The sequence below is a fragment of the Thermodesulfobacterium thermophilum DSM 1276 genome (assembly GCF_000421605.1).
Lineage (GTDB): Bacteria > Desulfobacterota > Thermodesulfobacteria > Thermodesulfobacteriales > Thermodesulfobacteriaceae > Thermodesulfobacterium > Thermodesulfobacterium thermophilum.
The window spans coordinates 1-18,181 of the sequence record NZ_ATXI01000004.1 but is presented as its reverse complement, the minus strand read 5'-3'; the positions used below and the strand labels follow the sequence as shown (position 1 = coordinate 18,181).

The window sequence follows — 18,181 nt, the reverse complement described above, 5'->3', positions numbered from 1 at the left end:
GTTATATGTCTAATTCTCTGTATTCTAGGGCGTGTTTATAGATAAATTCTCTTCTTGGTTCTACGTTTTCTCCCATAAGGATAGAAAAAAGCTCATCTGCCTTTTCAGCATCTTTGATGGTTACTTGTTTTAAAACCCTTTTTTGAGGGTCCATCGTGGTTTCCCACAACTGTTTTGAGTTCATCTCTCCTAATCCCTTATATCTCTGTACAAATAAACCTTTTCTTCCCTCTTCTCTAAGATAAGAAAGGATTTCAGAAATAGAGAAGAACCAGTTATTCCAAGACTTCTTTTCTCCTTTATACTCTATGTTAATCGTCTGTCCCAGATTAGGTTTAAGGTGAGAAAATACTTTTAAAGCCTCCCTGTAGTCTCTTTCTAAGATTAGCTCTGGTCCTACCAAACAGGAAACTGTCGTTTCTTTTTCAGAAAACACGAAAAATTCATAATATTTTGGATTATAACTACTGGATTTTATTCTGGAAACTTTAAATCCTGCTTTTTGACAATCTGTAGCTATTTGTTCTATCTTGTTTAGATCTTCAAAATAGGTAAGATTGTCAAAACCTGCCTGAAGTAAAATTAGTACTACCTGAGGGGGATAGGTTTTTTTTAGTAAGTTAAGAAGCTGTCTATCAAGTTTAGCACAACTAAGGAAGAAAGATTTGAAATCCTTTAATAAAAAGGTTTGTTGATCTTTAGTAAAGGAGATCTTTACGTTTTTTGCCAACCTATTCATGATATACTTATCTAACTCTTCGTCGTTTTTTAGGTAAACTTCTTTTTTGCCATCAACCACCCTATAAAGGGGAGGTTGAGCTATAAAAATCCAGCCTCTTTCTATCAACTCAAACATCTGTCTGTAAAAAAAGGTTAGTAAAAGGGTCCTTATATGGGCTCCATCTACGTCGGCATCAGTCATGATGATTATTTTATGATATTTACATTTATCTGGGTTAAAACTTTCAGGACCTATCCCAGTTCCCAAAGCTGCTATCAAGCCTTTTATTTCTTCAGAAGAAAGCATTTTTTCCATGTTAGCTTTTTCTACGTTAAGAATTTTCCCTTTCAAAGGAAGGATAGCCTGAAATCTTCTGTCTCTTGCTTGTTTGGCAGACCCTCCTGCAGAATCTCCCTCTACGATAAAGAGTTCTCTTTTTTCTGGAGCTTTTTCTGAACAGTCAGCTAGTTTACCAGCTACGATAAAATCTTCTATTTCACTTTTTTTCCTGACAAGTTCTTTAGCCTTTCTTGATGCCTCTCTCGCCTTGGCAGCTATTACCAATTTTTGGATAATTTTTTTAGCTTCTCCCGGATTTTCTTCGAAAAATTTTAAGAGTCCTTCATAAACTATTGATTCTACGATAGGTTTTACTTCACTGTTTCCAAGTTTCATTTTGGTTTGTCCTTCAAACTGTGGGTCAGGCACTTTAAGGGAGATTACTGCACAAAGCCCTTCTTTTACATCCTCTCCCTCTATTTTTATCTTAAACTGCTTGGGAACTTTATCGTCTGAAATATAGCGATTTATGGCTTTGGTAAGAGCAGTTCTAAACCCTATAACATGGGTGCCCCCTTCCTTAGTAAGGATGTTGTTTACATAGCTGTAAATGGTTTCTGTATAGCCTGAATTATATTGGAGTGCTACCTCTACTTTTATATTTTCTTTTTCTCCTACAATGTATATTACTTTAGAATGAACAGGATTTTTTTTAGCGTTTAATGTCTTGACTAACTCTACGATACCTCCCTTATAGTGAAATTTTTCTGTATAACCTATTCTTTCATCTACAAGATAAAGTTTTATGTCTGGGTTTAAATAGGCTAATTCCTTTACCCTTCTTTTTACTATATCTAAGTCAAACTCTAAATCTCCAAAGATTTCTCTGTCAGGCTTAAACCTAACTAAAGTCCCTCTTTTTTTGGTTTCCCCTATTACCTGTACAGGACCGTCTGGGATTCCTCTTTTATAGGTCTGTTTGTAAATTTTTCCATCTCGGTAAACCTCAGCTATCAACCATTCTGAAAGGGCGTTTACTACCGAAACTCCTACTCCATGAAGTCCACCCGAGACTTTATAAACTCCATGGTCAAACTTTGCTCCTGCGTGAAGTCTGGTCATAACCAGTTCCAACCCTGGCACTTTTTCTTCTGGATGAAGGTCTACAGGGATCCCTCTTCCGTTATCCTCTACACTGGCAGAACCGTCAGGATGGATTCTGATCCAGATTTCAGTAGCAAATCCTGCTAAGGCCTCATCTATGGCGTTATCTAAGACTTCCCAAAGCAGATGATGAAATCCTGAAACATCAGTAGACCCTATGTACATCGCAGGTCTTGTCCTAACACCTTCTAAACCTGATAAAACCTTAATACTTTGAGCTTCATACTGCATGTTTCTCTTTGTCTCCATAGCCTCTACAACACCTTTAGATAATTTTTGAAGTTTACTAAAACTATAAAACCATAGGCATCAATAGGTACAAAAACCCTTCGTCTCTATAACCGGTTAAGATAGCAGGGATTTTCCCTGCACCTATTTTCATTTCTACTTCTTCGGACTTCATTATTTGTAAGGCATCAAGTAGGTAGTCGGCGTTATAGTTAACCACCATAGGTTCTCCTTCATATTCTCCGGGGATCCTTATCTGAGCTTTACCCATTTCAGTTTCCTGCGAAGTAAGAATAACCTCCTTAGGTAGCAACTCTAAGGTGACAGGTTTAAAACGTTCGTTAGCTACCAACGAAACCCTTTTTAAGGCTTCTATAAAAAGTTTTCTGTCTATTTTTAAAATGTTTTGGTATGCAGAAGGTATTACCATTCGGTAATCAGGATAAGGTCCTTCTATGGTTCTTGCAAAAAAAAGTGCCGTTGAGGTCCAGATAACCACATAGTTATTAGTAAATCCTAACCTTACCAACAGCTCTTCTTCTGCTATCTCTTCTATTTGTTTAGCTGCCTTTTTGGCTATGATAAAACCCTCTGGAAAGTTTTCTATCCCACTAACTTCTCTGTCTAAGAGGGCTAATCTATGACCATCTGAAGATACAGCCCTAAGTTTACCTTCCTCTTTTAAAGGTTCTAAATAAATCCCAGCCAAAACAAAGCGGGTATCCTCTTTAGAAGTACAGAAAGCTGTAGTATCTATAAGTTCTGCCAAGGTTTTTCCAGGAATTTCTACTGTGTGATCCTCTCCAAACTCTGGTAAACTCGGAAAGTCTTCTCCATCCATGATGCTAAGATTATATAAAATTTTTTCTTCTTCATCTTTTATAACCAGTTTGTTTTCCTCTTTTATAAGATAAAGGGTGTCTTCCGGAAAATTTTTGACTATTTCGTATAATTTTTTAGCAGAAACACAAAAAGGAGCTGAATCTCCCTCTATTTCCGCAAAAACTTTACCTTTATACCCTATCTCAAGGTCGGTAGCCGTAAAGTAAAGGGTGTTTTCCTCTAAGTTTGGTTCGATTAAAACCATAGAAAGTACTGCCATGGAAGCCTTTTTATCTGATACTTTTTCTATGTTTTTAAGAACTCGTTCTAACTTGGAGGTATCTACTTTAACCTGCATATGTGCCCCCTGTTTCAAGTTTGCTCTTATTATAACATAAATTTAGTTGTTTGCAGTTTTTTAAGAAAAACGTCTTAAGATTTCTCTTGCTACTACCACCCCTGATACTGAAGCTTGAATTAAGCCTCTGGTAATACCTGCTCCATCCCCTGCAGCAAAGAGATTTCTAATCTCTGTTTCTAAAACAGGGCTAAGATTTATCCTTAGACTATAAAACTTAACTTCTACTCCGTAAAGCAGCGTATATGGAGAGGCTATACCTGGTATGACTTGATCAAGTGCTTCTAACATCTCTAAAATATTTACCAGGTATCGATAAGGCAGTACAAAACTTAAGTCTCCAGGGGTTGCGCTTTTTAAGGTAGGTTGTACTAAGTTTTTAGCTATCCTTTTTTCGTTAGACCTTCTCCCTCTTTTTATATCTCCTAAGCGCTGTACTAAGACCCCGTTTCCTAAAAAGTTGGCTAATTTAGAGATGTTTTTTCCGTATAAAACAGGTTCTTTAAAAGGTTCGGTAAAATATGTGCTGCAAAGGATAGCAAAGTTGGTGTTTTCTGTTTTTTGATTAGCATAACTATGGCCGTTTACCGTCCATATGCCGTCTATGTTTTCCATAACCACTTCCCCATAGGGGTTCACACAAAAGGTTCTTACCTTATCATCAAAAGTTTTTGAAAAATAAACGAACTTAGGCTCATAAACTTTGGACGTAAGGTCCTCCATTATTGCAGCAGGAACTTCCACCCTTACCCCAATATCTACAGGGTTGATAGCCGTAGAGAGTTTTAGTCTTTTACATTCCTTTTGTACCCATTCATTACCAGATCTACCAGGAGCTATAACTACAAAAGAGGCTAACACCTGTGTTCCGTCTTTTAATCTTACTCCTTTCACCTGTTTTTTAGAAACAAGAATTTCTTCTACTTCAGTTTGAAAAAGAAGTTCTACCTTATCTTTTAGGTAGTTTTGAAAGTTAGTTAACACCTCTCTACATTTTTCAGTGCCTATATGTCTTATCTTAGAAGGAATAAAGAGAAGTCCGTGTTTGGTAGCCTCAGTAGTAATTTTTTTGATGGTTATCTCATCAGGAGCATAAAGCATTTCAGGGGCACCAAAACGGAGATAGATTTGGTCTACATAGTCTATAAGGGTTAAGAGTTCTTTAGGGTCTAAATATTCGTTTAGAAATCCGCCTATTTCTCTCGAAAGATTAAGTTTTCCATCACTAAAAGCCCCGGCTCCTCCCCATCCGCTTATGATATTACAAGGGATACACTTTGCACATTTTCCTACTTTAAGGGTAGGGCACTTTCTTTTTTCTATACTTTTTCCTTTTTCTATGATAAGGATCTTTAGATTTTCGTTTTTTGAAAGCTCTAAGGCTGTAAAAATCCCTGCCGGTCCAGCTCCAACAATCACCACATCATATTTTTTATGTTTCATATTTAAAAACTATACCACAGGCTAAAAAATAAATCAAACCATCACTAAAACAGTAAGTTTTTCCATTCAGGCGTGATAAAGGTTTAGGAGAAAAAATTTTTTTGAGCCTTTTGGGGGTTGAACTAAAGCTGTAATAATTGTTTTTACGGCCATGGTTCTTGTGAAAAAATAGCCTTATCTTTAAGAACTTTTAATCTTCCTTTTTTTCCTAAAATAAAAGGAAAATTGTCTGGGATATGTCCTACAGAAAATCCATAGCCTATAGGAAGGTCTTTTTTTATATAAAGAGAGAGAGTCTGTAAAATAGGTTTTATGTCTGTTATTCCCAAATCTCCCAAGGCTAAACCTTTTAGGTTTTTCCTACTAACGGTAAAAATTAACTGAAGAAGAAACCTTTCTATACGATAAGGTTTTTCGTTGATTTCTTCTATAAAAAGAATGAAAGGTTCTTCCATAAGAGGAAAATAAGGAGTTCCACAAAGACTGGCTAACGTAGCTAAGTTCCCTCCTAATACCACCCCTTCAGCCTCCCCTTCAACCCAACCCTTTCCTTCTAAAACTAACTTAGTTTTTTTTCGCAAAATTAAATCTAAAAGTTCTCCCCAGGCCTTTGGGTTAAGTTTGTTTAAACTAACCACATTGGGAGCATGTATACCTGATTTTTTAAATCTTTTATAAAGATAAACATGAAGGGCGGTAAGGTCACTAAAACCTATTAAACAAGGCTTAAGTAACAGATTTTCGTTGTCTGACAAAAATTCATCAAGATAAGGAAGAAGCTTAAGACATCCGAAACCTCCTCTTACTGTCCATAGGTAGTCCCATTTGGTGTCGGTAAGAAATAAAGCTACTTCTTTAGCTTTTTCATAAGGAGTTTTTGAATTAAAATCAACAAAAGATTGAATCTCAATTTCATTAATTTTTAAAAATTCCAGAGCTTTCTTATATTCTTCTGGGGTAGGAAGGCTTGCTGGAGAGAAGATAGCTATTTTAACCGGGCTTTCCATAGGAAATAAAGGCCTTCTAACGTAAGGTAAGGGTCGATTTTTTCTATGGTGGTAGTAAAAGGTACTAAAAACTTGGCTAAACCACCCGTGGCTATAACCTTAGGATTGCTACCCATCTCTTCAAAAAGTTTTTTAACCAAGGCATCTGTGAGTCCGGCAAAACCTATCAAAAGTCCGCTTTTTAGGGCTGAAATGGTATCTTTCCCTATGGCCTGAGAAGGGGGTTCACTTAAGTCTATTTTAGGAAGCTTGGCAGTGCCTTTAAAAAGGGCTTCAGTAGAGATAAAAATCCCTGGAGCAATAGCACCTCCAAGATAAACTCCCGTTGAAGAGATACAGTCGAAGGTTATGGCTGTACCAAAATCAACTATGATCAAAGGACCTTGATATTTTTTCCATCCTGCTAAAGCGTTAACTAACCGGTCTGCTCCAACCTCACATGGATAAAGAAGGTCTAAAGGAATGTTGACCGTTTCGTGGTTAGCAATCAAAACCTCTTTGGCTAACCACCTTTTACCTACTTCGACCCACCAGTTTAGCACAGGGGGAACTACACAAGCTATCGATATTCCTTCTAATTCTTTAAATTCTATTTGATAAAGGTCCAAATAAGCCTTTAACTTTACTAAAAGTTCTTCTCCAGAAACCGGAACATAGGTTTTAAAACTAAAAAGTGCCTTTAGTTGTCCGTCTTTTTCAAAAACTCCACAGGTAGTTGCTGTGTTACCTATGTCTACGGTAAGAAGCATGGTCTCTCTTACCTCCTTTAAGTAAGTTTTTTTACCAACCAGCAAACCCAGTTTTGAGAGGTTCTCCTTATAACCATTTCAAGGGGAAGGTTTGAGATTTTTTCTAAAAGTTCTTTTTCCATATCCAAGCTAAACCCTGAAAGTAGGTAATACTTTGCCTGCCAAAAATATTCGTTTTCAAAGAGTTTAAGTAATAAAAGTCGATAAAGATTTCCTAATACCAAATCAGCTTTTATAGGTAACAAGTCCAAAATATTTCCTTGTTTTAACTCCGCCTGATTTCTTAAACCGTTAAGTTCTAAATTATGTTCGGTAACCTTTACACATAAAGGATTAAGGTCAACCGCGGTGACGTTAGCACCTAACTTTGTCCAAAAAAGTGTTAAAATACCACTTCCACAACCTATGTCTAAGACCTTCTTAGGTTTTTCAAACTTGAGATAAAGCTCCCAACTCAACTCAAGCATCATGGCGGTGGTAGGATGTTGCCCCTCTCCAAAAACCACACTTGGGTCAAAGACTAAATCCCAGTTTCCCTCAACCCAAACAGGAGCTATGGTAATATTACCTACTTTTATAGGCTTAGGGAACCTGTTTTCATTCCACTCCTTATAAGGGATAACTTGCTTATCATAAATTTTAAATTCGTATTTTTTAGCTAAATTATCTATCAATTGCTCTTTAGGACAATGAAAAAATAAGATCCCCATTCCATCTTCTTCCCAAAAACCTATAAAATCTTCATCCTCAACCTGATGTAAGTCAGGATGGGAAGGTTTAACCATATAGGTATAAAGATCTTTATATTTTTTATGTTTTCCTTTTAGCATATTTTCAAATCCTTACGTTTAATGTTTAAAAAAGTTTTTAAATCTAATTAATCAAAAACCAAGAAAGCAGATATTAAGGTAACGTTTACTATCAAAAAACTGAATATTTGTACTCTGTTTTTTATCCAAAATTTTTTAAAATCAAATTCCTCTAAAGAGGCCTGTTGTAAGAAACAGATCCTTTCAAAGATACCATAATGATGCCAGCTTTTTTTATAAAGCTGTCCTGAAATTTCTCCTATTTTAAGGAGAGAGGCAATTAATCCTTTTGGGTTACTAAGTATGGTTAAGGCGTAAAAATCAGCTTCTCTCTCAAGCTGTCTTAAAAAATAACCGAATACATATCTTAAGTAAAGATATGAAGAAAAAACCAAGACCAAGGCGCTAAGGGTTTCTGTATGATAAGAAGGTAAACTTTTTAGATAGGCTAAAACCTTTAAACCTAAAAGCTGGTCAAAAAAAGAAAACAGGCAAAAAATCGACGTTAAACACAAAGGAAGTCCTAATAAAACTAAAAGTAACCAAAAAGCATGTTTATTTTTTATGTGCCCAAGTTCGTGGGCTAAAACTCCTATAAGTTCTTCTTCGTTTAGAAGGTCTAACAGAGGTTGAGAAAAGAAAATATACTTAAACTTAGGAAAAAATCCTATTACTCCAGCTGTATAAACTTTTTTGCCAAAGTCTTTGAGTACATAAATTTCCTTTATTTTAACCCCAAAGGTTTGAAAAAACCTAAAAACTAGTTCTCTTATTCTTATATCTTCTAATACCTTTACCGGAAATAATCTAATCATAAAAATCGGAGAAATAAAAAGTACCAGAAGAAAGATTAAAGGATAGGCATAACTTTCCAGTTTAAGATTAAGCATATCCAAAACACTTTCTATCAAAACCAAAATGATTATAGGGCTCATCATACCAAGAATTATTTTTAAATAAGACAAAGAGAAACCAAGAAGAAAAACCCTTATTAGTACTACATAATGTAAAAACCATAAGAAACCTAAAAAAGAAGAAAAATAATACTGATTTAAAAAGGATTTAAAACCAAACAATCCCAGGTCAACTACAAATAAAACCAACACAACTATATTAAAAAAATTAATACAAAACCCAGAAATTCTTTGAGGTTTTAAAAATTTTTTTAAGATGATAATGCTAAAAAAAAAGAGAAATTCCTTTAAAATAAAGATAAAGGGAGAAAGACTTAGTTTCGTTTCTGGAAAGAGTTCAAAAAGTATAAAACCTATCCAAAGATAGATAAGTTCTTCATAAAACACTTAACTTTTCCCTTTCGGATAAGAACCTAACCAGATTACCTGTAAACAGTAGTTTTTCATCTCTTCTATACATTCTTGTACCACTGGTTCCTGGATATGACCTTCACAATCAAGAAAGAAGATATATTTCCATGGTTCATTTTTGGAAGGCCTGCTTTCTATTTTGGTTAAGTTTATCTTTCTTTTAGCAAAGCACCCCAGCACCTCAAACAAGGCTCCAGGTCTGTCTGAAACACTAAAAATCAGAGAAGTTTTATCCTTACCAGTAAAGGGAACTTCTTCCTTTCCGATAATCCAAAACCTGGTAGAGTTTCCTTTTATGTCTTCGATGTTTTTAGCTACCACCTGAAGATGGTATAACTTAGCAGCCATAAGGCTTGCTATGGCGGCAACTTTTTCGTCTACCGCTGCCCATTTAGCAGCAAGTGCTGTAGATGGTACAGTGTCTACAGGTACAGAGGGTAGTTTCTTTCTTAACCATTTTCTACACTGAGCTATAGCTTGAGGATGGGAAAGAACTTTTTTAATATCTTCAAGTCTTCCGGTTTGATTTAACAGATGGTGCGAAATCGACTGATAGACCTCTCCGCAGACTTTTAGACCGTATTCATAGATAGCATCAAGGGTGGTAGCTACCACTCCTTCGATGGAGTTTTCTATAGGAACTACTCCAAATTTTACCCTCTCACTTGATACCTCTTCAAACACATCTAATATGGTTTCAACAGGTATGAGTTCAGCAGAGGTGCCAAAATATTCTAAGGTAGCGATATGACTAAAGGTAGCTTCAGGCCCAAGATAAGCTACCTTGATTTTTTCTTGAACGCTTCTACAGGCTTTTATGATTTCAGAATATATTACCTTTAAAGCTTCTTCAGGGAAAAAACCTTGGTTTTGCTTAAGAATTCTTCCTAAAACTTCCTTTTCTCTGCTAAGGTCAAAGCTTTGAGATCCAATCCCTTCTTTTATCTTGCCGATGGTTTTAGCTAACTCTAAACGTTTTTTTAGCAGGTAAAGCAGTTGATCGTCAATCTTATCTATTTTTTGCCTTAGTTTTTTTAGCTCTTCTTTATCCATTTTAAGAAGAGATTATCCTTAATGACCTTAAAAGTTTAGTTATAATCTTCCGGTTATCCCTCTTTTCAAAACATTCTTTACACAAATAAGCACCTCTACCTTGAAGCTTTTTTTCAGGGTCAAAAACCAAAGCCCCTCCCTTATTTACAAACCTAAAAAGCTCAAACTTAGGTGCCTTCTTTTTACAAAAGGCACAGGTCCTTTCAGGGATGTGTCCTTTTTTAACCAACTTGTTCTTTTTTAGCCTTTTCTAAAATCTGGGTTACTTGGTCTAAACTTAACTTAGTAATCTCTGCTATTTTTTCAGCAGGGGTTTCTAAAAGGGTCTTAAGATCCTTTATTCCTACCTCGTACAAGTTTCCGGCAATTTCATCAGATAGCCCCGTTACTTTAAGAAGCTTTAAAAACTCAGGCTCTTGTCTTCTTAAAAATTGGGTTTCACTTAGTATGTCAATCTTCCATCCTACAAGTTTAGAGGCAAGTTTAACATTTTCTCCCTTTTTTCCTATGGCAAGAGAAAGTTGATCGTCAGGGACTATTACCTCTAAAAGTTTGTTTTTTTCGTCTACTATAACTTTACTGCACTCTGCTGGAGCTAAGGCATTGTAGACAAACTTGGCTGGGTCTGGATCCCATAGTACTACGTCAATCTTTTCTCTATATTCTCTTTTATCTCCTTTTGAGGTAAGGTTTATTTCCTCTAAGATTACCGAAATACGAGAGCCTCTAACCCCAATACAAGCTCCTACAGGGTCGATGTTAGGATTGTTAGAGGTAACAGCAATTTTAGTTCTTGAACCAGGTTCTCTGGCCACAGCTACTATCTTTACAATCCCTTCTTGTATTTCAGGGACCTCTTTTTCAAACAGTTTTTTTACAAAAGCAGGATGAGAACGGGACACTACCAATTGAGGTTCCTGTTGTCTGTAAACCTCTATCAAAAGTGCTTTTAAACGGTTTCCTCTGATGTACTTTTCTCCTGGGACTTGTTCTTCTTCAGGTAAAAGGGCTTCAGCTCTACCCACAGAAAGGATCACCCCTCTTTTATCAAACCTGTGGACATAACCACTTACAATATCTCCCAGCTTATGTTTAAACTCTTCATATACGATTTGCTTTTCTGCTAACCTTACCTTTTGAGAAAAGAGTTGTTTTACTATTTGGGCAGCAATCCTTCCAAGTTCTTGAAGTTCTATTTTTTCTCCTATCAAATCTCCTATCTTTGCGTCTAATCCCATTTTTTGTATTTCTTCTAAAGACACCTCAGTTTCAGGGTTAGAAACCTGAGATACCACTTCTTTTAATCTATAAATGTCGATCGTTCCGTTTTCCTCGTTGTACTTTACCTCAATCTTAGCTTTATTACCAAACTTTTTTTTGGCTGCAGTTTTTATCCCTTCAAGCAGAGCTTCGATTAAAATCTCTTTAGAAAGGCCTTTTTCTTTACTTAAAGTTTCTATAACTTTTTTTAGTTCTCCTTGTTGCATAAAGGTATGCTCCTTTTTAAAATTTTAACTCTGGTTGAAGATTAGCTTTTTTAATCTCACCTAAAGGCAATCTCCAAACCTTTTGATCTACCTCTAACAACAAAAATTCTTCTTCAATCCCTAAAATAATGCCTGAAAAATTTTTTCTTCCTTCTAAAGGAGTTTTTAAAACTACTTTAGCCTTTTCTCCACGGAATCGCTCAAAATCTTCTTTTTTTACCAGTGGTCTTTCAATCCCTGGAGAGGAAACCTCTAAATTATATGAACGATGAATCAGGTCCTCTTTATCTAAAATCTTACCTACCATTTCACTAATCTTAGCGCAATCTCCTATGGTAACTCCACCAGGTTTGTCGATAAACAACCTTAAAACCCAACCTGTTCTTTCTCTTTTCCATTCAAGGTCTACAAGCTCTATCCCCTTTTTTAGGATAGGGGTCTCAATAAGCTCTCTAATTTTTTCTTTTAAGTCCTTTTCTATCATTTTATCCTTAAAAATAAAATAAGAGCGGGCGACGGGATTCGAACCCGCGACCCCCAGCTTGGGAAGCTGGTGCTCTACCCCTGAGCTACGCCCGCTTTTTATAAGATAGAATTATAAATTATTTCTTCAGTTTGGCAAGGTTGTTTTTTATTAAGTTTGTATAATCTACTTGAAAAAAGGAGCATTACTTTTAAAATCAAATATGTAGATGAAAAAAATCAAATTCATTTTTAAAAATCTAAGTTTAAGTACAAAGTTTATCCTGTATCTTCTGTTTGTTATTACTCTTTTCTGTTTTCTTTTTTCTACGATAATTTATTACTTTTTAAAAAATCAAGCACTGGAGGAGGCAAGAAGGGAGGCTGAACTATTAATTACTCAAATAGATGCCTTGGGGGATTATGTAAAAGAGGAGTTAAGACCTTCTCTTTTTAGATTTTTTAAAGAATCAAACATAAAAGAAGATTTTATTTTAGAAGCCATGTCTACCACTCATATTAGGACAAAAGTAATGCAAAGGTTTAAAACTAAGTTTGTTGATTATGATTATAGAAGGGTTTCTCTAAAACCTATAAATCCACAACATTTACCTAACGATTTTGAAAGAAAAATTTTAAAAAATTTTATGCAGAATCCTGAGATTAAACGTTGGGAAAATATTGTAGATTTCAACAAAGATAAATATCTTGTGGTTATAAAACCTATCCATGTGGAAAGGGAATGCCTTGTATGTCATGGTAAAACAAAAGACGCCCCCAAAAGTCTTCTTAAGATCTATCCCCGGAAAGAAGATTTCCTCTGGAGGGTTGGGGATTTGATGGGATTAGAGGCTATTTATGTACCTCTTGAAAATTGGTTGTTAGAAATAAAACACATTGCAATTATCACTTTTATTTCTGGAATGTTAACCGTTATTTTGTTGTTAGTAACCATAGAATGAGTTTTTTGGGCTATAGTAGGTAGACCTATAAAAAAACTTACAGTCCATTTTAAAAATATTATTTCTGGAAATGCTCCTTTAAGCCAAAGATTAGAAGTAGAAAGAGGGGACGAAATAGGAGAACTTCTTCAATCTTTTAATCAGTTAGCTAATCATCTTTTTGAGGCACAAGAAGCTATCAAAACCTATGCTCAAACCTTACAGACCATATTTAACCACATAACAGACCCTTTAGCGTTGGTTAATCTGAACTGTAAAGTAGAGGTTAGTAATAAAGCCTATCAAGAATGGATAAGTCAAAAAAAAGGACCAGTTTTTAATACGGAATGTGATCCACTTAAAGCAGACAAAAATAAAACCTGCCCTATAGCTCTGATAAGAAAGGTGATTGAAACTAAACACCCTGTGTCAGAGTATATCAGCTCACCTGAAGGAGGTTATTATTATACCCATCTCTATCCGGTATTTGATCAAACCGGTAAAGTGATAAAGGTAGTTCACTACGTAGAAGACGTGACAGAAAAAAAGAGAATAGAAGAACAGATGGCTATTACTGAAAAATTGGCTGCTATAGGGCAACTTGCCGCAGGCATAGCTCATGAAATAAATAATCCTTTAGGTGGAATTATTTTATGTTTAGATAATGTTATTAGAAGTTCTATGGATGAGAAAACCAAAAATCAACATATAGAACTTATAAACCAGGGATTGTCCCGTATTCAAAACATAATAAAGGTATTACTTGATTTTTCTCGGACAACAGAGCTAAATCTTAGAGTTTGTGAGGTTAAAGACTTGATAGAAAATGTTTTAAAATTGATAAATTATTATTTAAAAGAAAAAAGTATAAAACTAAAGATAGAATTAGAACAAAATTTAAGTCCCGTTTATTTAGATTCAAACAAAATCGAACAAGTTTTACTTAACCTGATTTTAAACGCGGTAGATGCTATGGAAAATTCTGAAGAAAAAGTTTTAACCATAAAAGTTTATCATAAAGATAGTAAAATGTTTATTGAGGTGTCAGATACAGGTTCAGGTATCCCGCCACATGTAGCAGAAAAAGTTTTTGATCCTTTTTTTACTACTAAACCTTTGGGTAAAGGCACCGGGCTTGGTTTATTTATTTCCAAGTCTATTGTGGAACAACATGGAGGAAAAATATGGTTTACTACCTCTGAAAAAGGAACTACCTTTGTAGTGGAAATACCTTTAGAGGGGCGAAGGATACATGAAAGGTAGAATACTGATAGTAGACGACGAACCAATAATTTTGTTTGGTTTGTCTCATTATCTTAAAGATCAGGGGTTTGAAGTAGATACTTGTGAGAAAGGAGAAGATGCTTTAAAGAAAATAGCAGAACAAAAATTTGACCTGTGCATCCTTGATCTTAAACTTCCAGACATAGACGGTATCTCCTTACTTAAGAAAATTAAAGAAAAACAAGAACAAACTGGGATAATAATGATTACTGCCTTTGCTGAGGTTAAAAGTGCGGTACAGGCTATAAAAGAAGGGGCTTTCGATTACTTAGCTAAACCTTTTAGTAATGAAGAATTGATGGTTGTAGTTGAAAAGTTTTTTGAGTTTAAAAATTTAAGAAAAGAGGTAGATGAACTAAGAGAAAAATTAAGAGAAAAAGAGGCTTTAAGGCAAATAGTAGGAGAAAGTAAGGCTATAAAAGAGGTAATCAATAAAATAGAGCTTGTAGCCAAAACAGACGTTCCTGTGCTTATTTTGGGAGAAAGTGGCACAGGAAAAGAGTTGGTAGCAGATTGTATCCAGGCTTTAAGCTTAAGAACAAAAAATCCTTATCTTAAAATCAATTGTGCAGCCATTCCTGAAAATCTATTTGAAGCAGAGCTTTTTGGCTATGAAAGAGGGGCTTTTACCGGTGCTCATAATTCCAAAAAAGGTATGTTAGAACTGGCTAACAAAGGAACGCTTTTTTTGGATGAAATAGCAGAACTACCTCAGAACCTACAAGCTAAACTTCTAAGAGTTTTAGAAGACCAAATAGTTTATCGATTAGGAGGAGATAAACCTATTAAGGTTGATGTAAGGTTCATCTATGCAACCAGTAAAGACCTAAAACAGTTGGTAAAAGAAGGCAAATTTAGAGAAGATCTATACTACAGAATAAACGTAATGTCTATAGAGATCTCTCCCCTTAGAGACAGAAAAGAAGATATTCCCATCTTAATTAATTATTATTTAAAATATTTTTCTGAGGAGTTTCAAAGATCTTTACCTCAGATAACAGAAGAAGCTTTTCAAGCTTTGATAAAATATGATTATCCTGGTAACGTAAGGGAACTCAAGCACGCCATAGAAAGGGCGGTTTTATTAGCCGTAGACGGTAAGATTACTCTTGACCATCTACCTAAGGAAATAAGCCAGAGTTTTAAATCAGAAGCAAAAGATGTTTCGGATTATAAGCTTGCTAAGGAATCTATAGAAAAAGAATTTATACTTAAAACTTTAATAGAAACCAACTGGAACAAAACCGAAGCAGCCAAAAAATTAGGTATCAGTAGAAAAACCCTATGGCAAAAACTCAAAAAATTTAACCTTCTTTACCATCACTCAGAGGATGCAATCCAATCAGAAGAGTAGCTCTTAGTTTTTTAACTTTGAGTTACCCAAAAGAAACACAATCTTCAAAATATGTTACCATTAGGTAACATGCAAAATTAGGTCACAAATTAATAGGGTCTTAAACTTTAGATTTTTCTACATATTTATAAAAAATAAAATAACAAAATAATTGGTATAGTTTTTGCAATTTTTACAACAGAATAAAGACAAATTAGGGGGGGTGAGATTATGAAAAAAGGTTGAAGTTTAAGGAATTGTTTGCCTCTATTTTTAAAAATATTAACAAAAAGGAGGAGATTGTATGGTAGAAGGAAAGAAGAAGGGGCTGGTTAATGAAGATTGGTTAGCCTTTTATTTAGCTGTGGCTTTAATAATAATTTCTTTTCTATCTTATTTAGGGATAGATCCTTTTGGTTGGACGGTGAAGACCTCCGAGTGGCTATCTTTTGATAAAGCTCTCGCTCCACTTAGTAAAAAAGTGGGTATTTCAGGTGGTGTATCTTTAATCTTAACCTGGTTGTTTTTAACGGTATTTTTTGCTATTGGAGCAGCTTTCTTAGGCCTTAATGTAGGAAGGTTTATAGTTGGGTTCTTTTTTGTTTTTTGGCTTAGTTATGCATGCTGGTTGTTAGGACATTATGCCTATTTTGCTGCTACAGACCCAACTAAACACAAAATTCCCTGGTCTCTCAAACTTACCGGGGAAGGTGGACTTATTTTTGCTTTAATTTTAGGTTTGATTATAGGTAACTTTTTTAGAGGTTTTGCCAATTTTATAAAAGAAGCGGTTTTACCAGAGTTTTATGTTAAGACAGGTATTGGTTTGATGGGAGCTGTTTTGGGATTAAAATCAGCTGAAGCTTTTGGTCTTGCCTCTGCAGTTCTTTTCAGAGGACTTTGTGCTATAGTTGAGGCTTATCTTATTTACTGGGCTCTTGTATATTGGCTTGCAAGAAAATATTTTAAATTTAGTAAAGAGTGGGCAGCTCCTTTAGCTTCAGGTATCTCTATTTGTGGTGTTTCTGCAGCTATTGCCACAGGAGGTGCCATTAAAGCAAGACCTGTTGTTCCTGTTATGGTTTCTTCTTTAGTAGTTATCTTTGCTGTGATTGAGTTGCTTATTTTACCTTTCTTAGCTCGTGAATTTTTATGGCAAGAACCTATGGTTGCTGGTGCTTGGATGGGGCTTGCGGTTAAGACTGATGGAGCAGCTTTTGCCTCTGGTGCTATAGTGGATGCTTTAATAAGAGGTAAGGCTGAAGCGGTAGCTGGTATTAAATATGAACCTGGTTGGATCCTGATGGCTGCCGCTACCACCAAACTTTTCATCGACATTTTTATAAGTATCTGGGCTTTTATTTTAGCTTATATTTGGTGCGCACACATAGAGTGTAAAGAAGGGCAAACAGTTACCGCCAAAGAGATTTGGCATAGATTCCCCAAATTTGTTTTAGCTTATGCCCTTGGCTTTGTGATTTTCTTAATCATTTCTGCTCCTCATGCTCCTAAAGTAGGAACAGCGGAACATCAAATCAAAGCTATTCAGAAACAATTAGAAAAGCTTGAAAAACAAGCTGCTACAGCTATCGACCCTGCCATTAAGGAGCAGTTAGCTCAGCAAATAGCTACCAAAAAAGCTGAAATTGATGAATTAAAAGCTAGTATAAAAGATTCCAAAAAGATAGTTGACCAAACCAAAACAGCTACTAGTGGTTTGAATAACTTGAGAAAGATTATGTTCCTACTTACTTTCTTTACTATCGGTATTATCTCTGACTTCAGAAAACTCTGGGAAGAAGGAATAGGGCGTTTAGCAGTAGTTTATCTGGTATGCTTGTTTGGATTTATCATCTGGATTGGATTGTTGATTTCTTATATTTTCTTCCATGGAGTTAAACCACCTATAATAGGACAGTAGTTTTTGGTTGAAAAACTTTACTAAAGGAGGTTATTATGGCAGAAGAAAAAGAAGCAAGGTTGATAGAAGAACTTCAGAAGATGCAATATGATCCATGGTTACCTATAGAAAGCAAACTGGTAAAATGGACTATAGGGTTAGGAATAGTACTTTTGATTGTTTTAGTTTGGGTTAGTTATACCTTCTTTCCTTCTTCTCACGGATAAGATTTAGTTAATATCTAAAAACTTAAGCCCTGAGAGGTTTTAGAAGGCCTCTCAGGGCTTTTAATGGTTTATAAAACAGCCCTACCTATTTTAGTATTTGCTTCGGTGTTTTCTCCAGTTGGTGCTATCACAGCAGAACATCTTTCAAGAACCCTGCTTTTATGGCTTTTTGTTGGTTTTCTAATTTTTGCAGGGTCTATGATGCTTTGGTATAAACCCAAAAAAAGGGAGATTTCAGATAGTAAAAAGCTTATTATTTATGGAGTTGCGGTTGGTGGATTTGCGGGTTATATAGGAGGGCTTTTGGGAGTAGGTGGAGGGAATCTTATAGTTCCAGCTCTTGTTTGGCTTGGTATTGACCCTAAAAAAGCCTCAGCCACCACCAGTTTTATCGTAATTTTTTCTTCTTTTTCAGGATTTTTAGGGCATATTTCTGTGGGGAACATAGACCCTTATCTTCTTGTTTTATGCGCCATAGGTTCAATAGCTGGTGCATTGCTTGGAAACTATCTTATGAGAAAAAGGTTAACTGCTCCTCAGGTTAAAAAAGTTATAGGAATAGTATTGTATATCATCGCAGTTAAGATGC

Annotated in this window: 17 protein-coding genes and 1 tRNA gene; 6 read left to right on the top strand and 12 right to left on the bottom strand. The window is 35.4% G+C overall.

Features of this window, described 5'->3' with window-relative positions; genetic code table 11:
• Window position 1: 1 nt before the first annotated feature.
• The 12 genes from gyrB to H529_RS0102405 all read right to left on the bottom strand — a co-directional run bounded on the left by gyrB (window position 2) and on the right by H529_RS0102405 (window position 12,024).
• Window positions 2–2,413: a DNA topoisomerase (ATP-hydrolyzing) subunit B gene (gyrB, locus tag H529_RS0102460; protein ID WP_028843004.1), complete on the bottom strand. Its 2,412-nt coding sequence runs from the start codon at window positions 2,411–2,413 to the stop codon at window positions 2–4.
• 43 nt (window positions 2,414–2,456) lie between these two features.
• Window positions 2,457–3,572, bottom strand: coding sequence for a DNA polymerase III subunit beta (gene dnaN, locus H529_RS0102455; RefSeq protein WP_022854980.1), 1,116 nt, complete (start codon window positions 3,570–3,572; stop codon window positions 2,457–2,459).
• A 60-nt stretch (window positions 3,573–3,632) separates the two neighbouring features.
• Window positions 3,633–5,015, bottom strand: a complete 1,383-nt coding sequence (locus tag H529_RS0102450; RefSeq protein WP_022854979.1) for an NAD(P)/FAD-dependent oxidoreductase — start codon at window positions 5,013–5,015, stop codon at window positions 3,633–3,635.
• A 143-nt stretch (window positions 5,016–5,158) separates the two neighbouring features.
• The gene (locus tag H529_RS0102445) at window positions 5,159–6,022 is read right to left on the bottom strand and encodes a S66 peptidase family protein (RefSeq protein WP_022854978.1); all 864 of its coding nucleotides are present in this window, start codon (window positions 6,020–6,022) and stop codon (window positions 5,159–5,161) included.
• On the bottom strand, window positions 6,001–6,771 hold the full coding sequence (locus H529_RS0102440; RefSeq protein WP_028843003.1) for a type III pantothenate kinase: 771 nt from the start codon (window positions 6,769–6,771) through the stop codon (window positions 6,001–6,003). Before H529_RS0102440 ends, H529_RS0102445 begins: the two co-directional genes overlap by 22 nt.
• 17 nt (window positions 6,772–6,788) lie before the next feature.
• Complete coding sequence (locus H529_RS0102435; protein ID WP_022854976.1) at window positions 6,789–7,601, bottom strand: 50S ribosomal protein L11 methyltransferase; 813 nt, start codon at window positions 7,599–7,601, stop codon at window positions 6,789–6,791.
• Between the two features lie 47 nt (window positions 7,602–7,648).
• Window positions 7,649–8,881, bottom strand: coding sequence for a M48 family metallopeptidase (locus tag H529_RS0102430; protein ID WP_022854975.1), 1,233 nt, complete (start codon window positions 8,879–8,881; stop codon window positions 7,649–7,651).
• The gene (gene pheA, locus H529_RS0102425) at window positions 8,882–9,958 is read right to left on the bottom strand and encodes a prephenate dehydratase (RefSeq protein WP_022854974.1); all 1,077 of its coding nucleotides are present in this window, start codon (window positions 9,956–9,958) and stop codon (window positions 8,882–8,884) included. It abuts the gene before it with no gap.
• A gap of 1 nt (window position 9,959) precedes the next feature.
• Window positions 9,960–10,187, bottom strand: a complete 228-nt coding sequence (locus tag H529_RS09860) for a YlxR family protein (protein ID WP_022854973.1) — start codon at window positions 10,185–10,187, stop codon at window positions 9,960–9,962.
• Entirely contained in the window at window positions 10,180–11,445 is a 1,266-nt protein-coding gene (gene nusA, locus H529_RS09855) for a transcription termination factor NusA (protein WP_022854972.1), read from the bottom strand. The genes H529_RS09860 and nusA overlap by 8 nt, the downstream gene beginning before the upstream one ends.
• A gap of 16 nt (window positions 11,446–11,461) precedes the next feature.
• Window positions 11,462–11,929, bottom strand: a complete 468-nt coding sequence (locus tag H529_RS0102410) for a ribosome maturation factor RimP (protein WP_028843002.1) — start codon at window positions 11,927–11,929, stop codon at window positions 11,462–11,464.
• A 23-nt stretch (window positions 11,930–11,952) separates the two neighbouring features.
• Window positions 11,953–12,024, bottom strand: a tRNA-Gly gene (locus H529_RS0102405).
• A gap of 113 nt (window positions 12,025–12,137) precedes the next feature.
• On the opposite strand from H529_RS0102405, the gene H529_RS11675 reads away from it, so the two are divergent.
• The 6 genes from H529_RS11675 to H529_RS09840 all read left to right on the top strand — a co-directional run.
• Window positions 12,138–12,869, top strand: a complete 732-nt coding sequence (locus tag H529_RS11675; RefSeq protein WP_022854971.1) for a Tll0287-like domain-containing protein — start codon at window positions 12,138–12,140, stop codon at window positions 12,867–12,869.
• 12 nt (window positions 12,870–12,881) lie between these two features.
• Window positions 12,882–14,111: an ATP-binding protein gene (locus H529_RS11665; RefSeq protein ID WP_340371396.1), complete on the top strand. Its 1,230-nt coding sequence runs from the start codon at window positions 12,882–12,884 to the stop codon at window positions 14,109–14,111.
• Window positions 14,101–15,486, top strand: coding sequence for a sigma-54-dependent transcriptional regulator (locus tag H529_RS09845; RefSeq protein ID WP_022854969.1), 1,386 nt, complete (start codon window positions 14,101–14,103; stop codon window positions 15,484–15,486). Before H529_RS11665 ends, H529_RS09845 begins: the two co-directional genes overlap by 11 nt.
• Window positions 15,487–15,769: 283 nt before the next feature.
• Window positions 15,770–17,386 carry a putative sulfate exporter family transporter gene (locus tag H529_RS0102385; protein ID WP_022854968.1) on the top strand — a complete coding sequence of 539 codons (1,617 nt, stop codon included), beginning with the start codon at window positions 15,770–15,772 and terminating at the stop codon, window positions 17,384–17,386.
• Window positions 17,387–17,421: 35 nt separating this feature from the next.
• The gene (locus H529_RS11765) at window positions 17,422–17,592 is read left to right on the top strand and encodes a hypothetical protein (RefSeq protein ID WP_022854967.1); all 171 of its coding nucleotides are present in this window, start codon (window positions 17,422–17,424) and stop codon (window positions 17,590–17,592) included.
• A 63-nt stretch (window positions 17,593–17,655) separates the two neighbouring features.
• The coding region (locus H529_RS09840) for a sulfite exporter TauE/SafE family protein (protein ID WP_022854966.1) at window positions 17,656–18,181 on the top strand (526 nt) is incomplete at its 3' end.

What these genes read in the sequence shown, in the direction of transcription:
- gyrB (WP_028843004.1), bottom strand. Translation starts at nt 2,413, where the DNA reads ATGGAGACAAAGAGAAACATGCAGTATGAAGCTCAAAGTATTAAGGTT.
- dnaN (WP_022854980.1), bottom strand. Translation starts at nt 3,572, where the DNA reads ATGCAGGTTAAAGTAGATACCTCCAAGTTAGAACGAGTTCTTAAAAAC.
- H529_RS0102450 (WP_022854979.1), bottom strand. Translation starts at nt 5,015, where the DNA reads ATGAAACATAAAAAATATGATGTGGTGATTGTTGGAGCTGGACCGGCA.
- H529_RS0102445 (WP_022854978.1), bottom strand. Translation starts at nt 6,022, where the DNA reads ATGGAAAGCCCGGTTAAAATAGCTATCTTCTCTCCAGCAAGCCTTCCT.
- H529_RS0102440 (WP_028843003.1), bottom strand. Translation starts at nt 6,771, where the DNA reads ATGCTTCTTACCGTAGACATAGGTAACACAGCAACTACCTGTGGAGTT.
- H529_RS0102435 (WP_022854976.1), bottom strand. Translation starts at nt 7,601, where the DNA reads ATGCTAAAAGGAAAACATAAAAAATATAAAGATCTTTATACCTATATG.
- pheA (WP_022854974.1), bottom strand. Translation starts at nt 9,958, where the DNA reads ATGGATAAAGAAGAGCTAAAAAAACTAAGGCAAAAAATAGATAAGATT.
- nusA (WP_022854972.1), bottom strand. Translation starts at nt 11,445, where the DNA reads ATGCAACAAGGAGAACTAAAAAAAGTTATAGAAACTTTAAGTAAAGAA.
- H529_RS0102410 (WP_028843002.1), bottom strand. Translation starts at nt 11,929, where the DNA reads ATGATAGAAAAGGACTTAAAAGAAAAAATTAGAGAGCTTATTGAGACC.
- H529_RS11675 (WP_022854971.1), top strand. Translation starts at nt 12,138, where the DNA reads ATGAAAAAAATCAAATTCATTTTTAAAAATCTAAGTTTAAGTACAAAG.
- H529_RS09845 (WP_022854969.1), top strand. Translation starts at nt 14,101, where the DNA reads ATGAAAGGTAGAATACTGATAGTAGACGACGAACCAATAATTTTGTTT.
- H529_RS0102385 (WP_022854968.1), top strand. Translation starts at nt 15,770, where the DNA reads ATGGTAGAAGGAAAGAAGAAGGGGCTGGTTAATGAAGATTGGTTAGCC.
- H529_RS11765 (WP_022854967.1), top strand. Translation starts at nt 17,422, where the DNA reads ATGGCAGAAGAAAAAGAAGCAAGGTTGATAGAAGAACTTCAGAAGATG.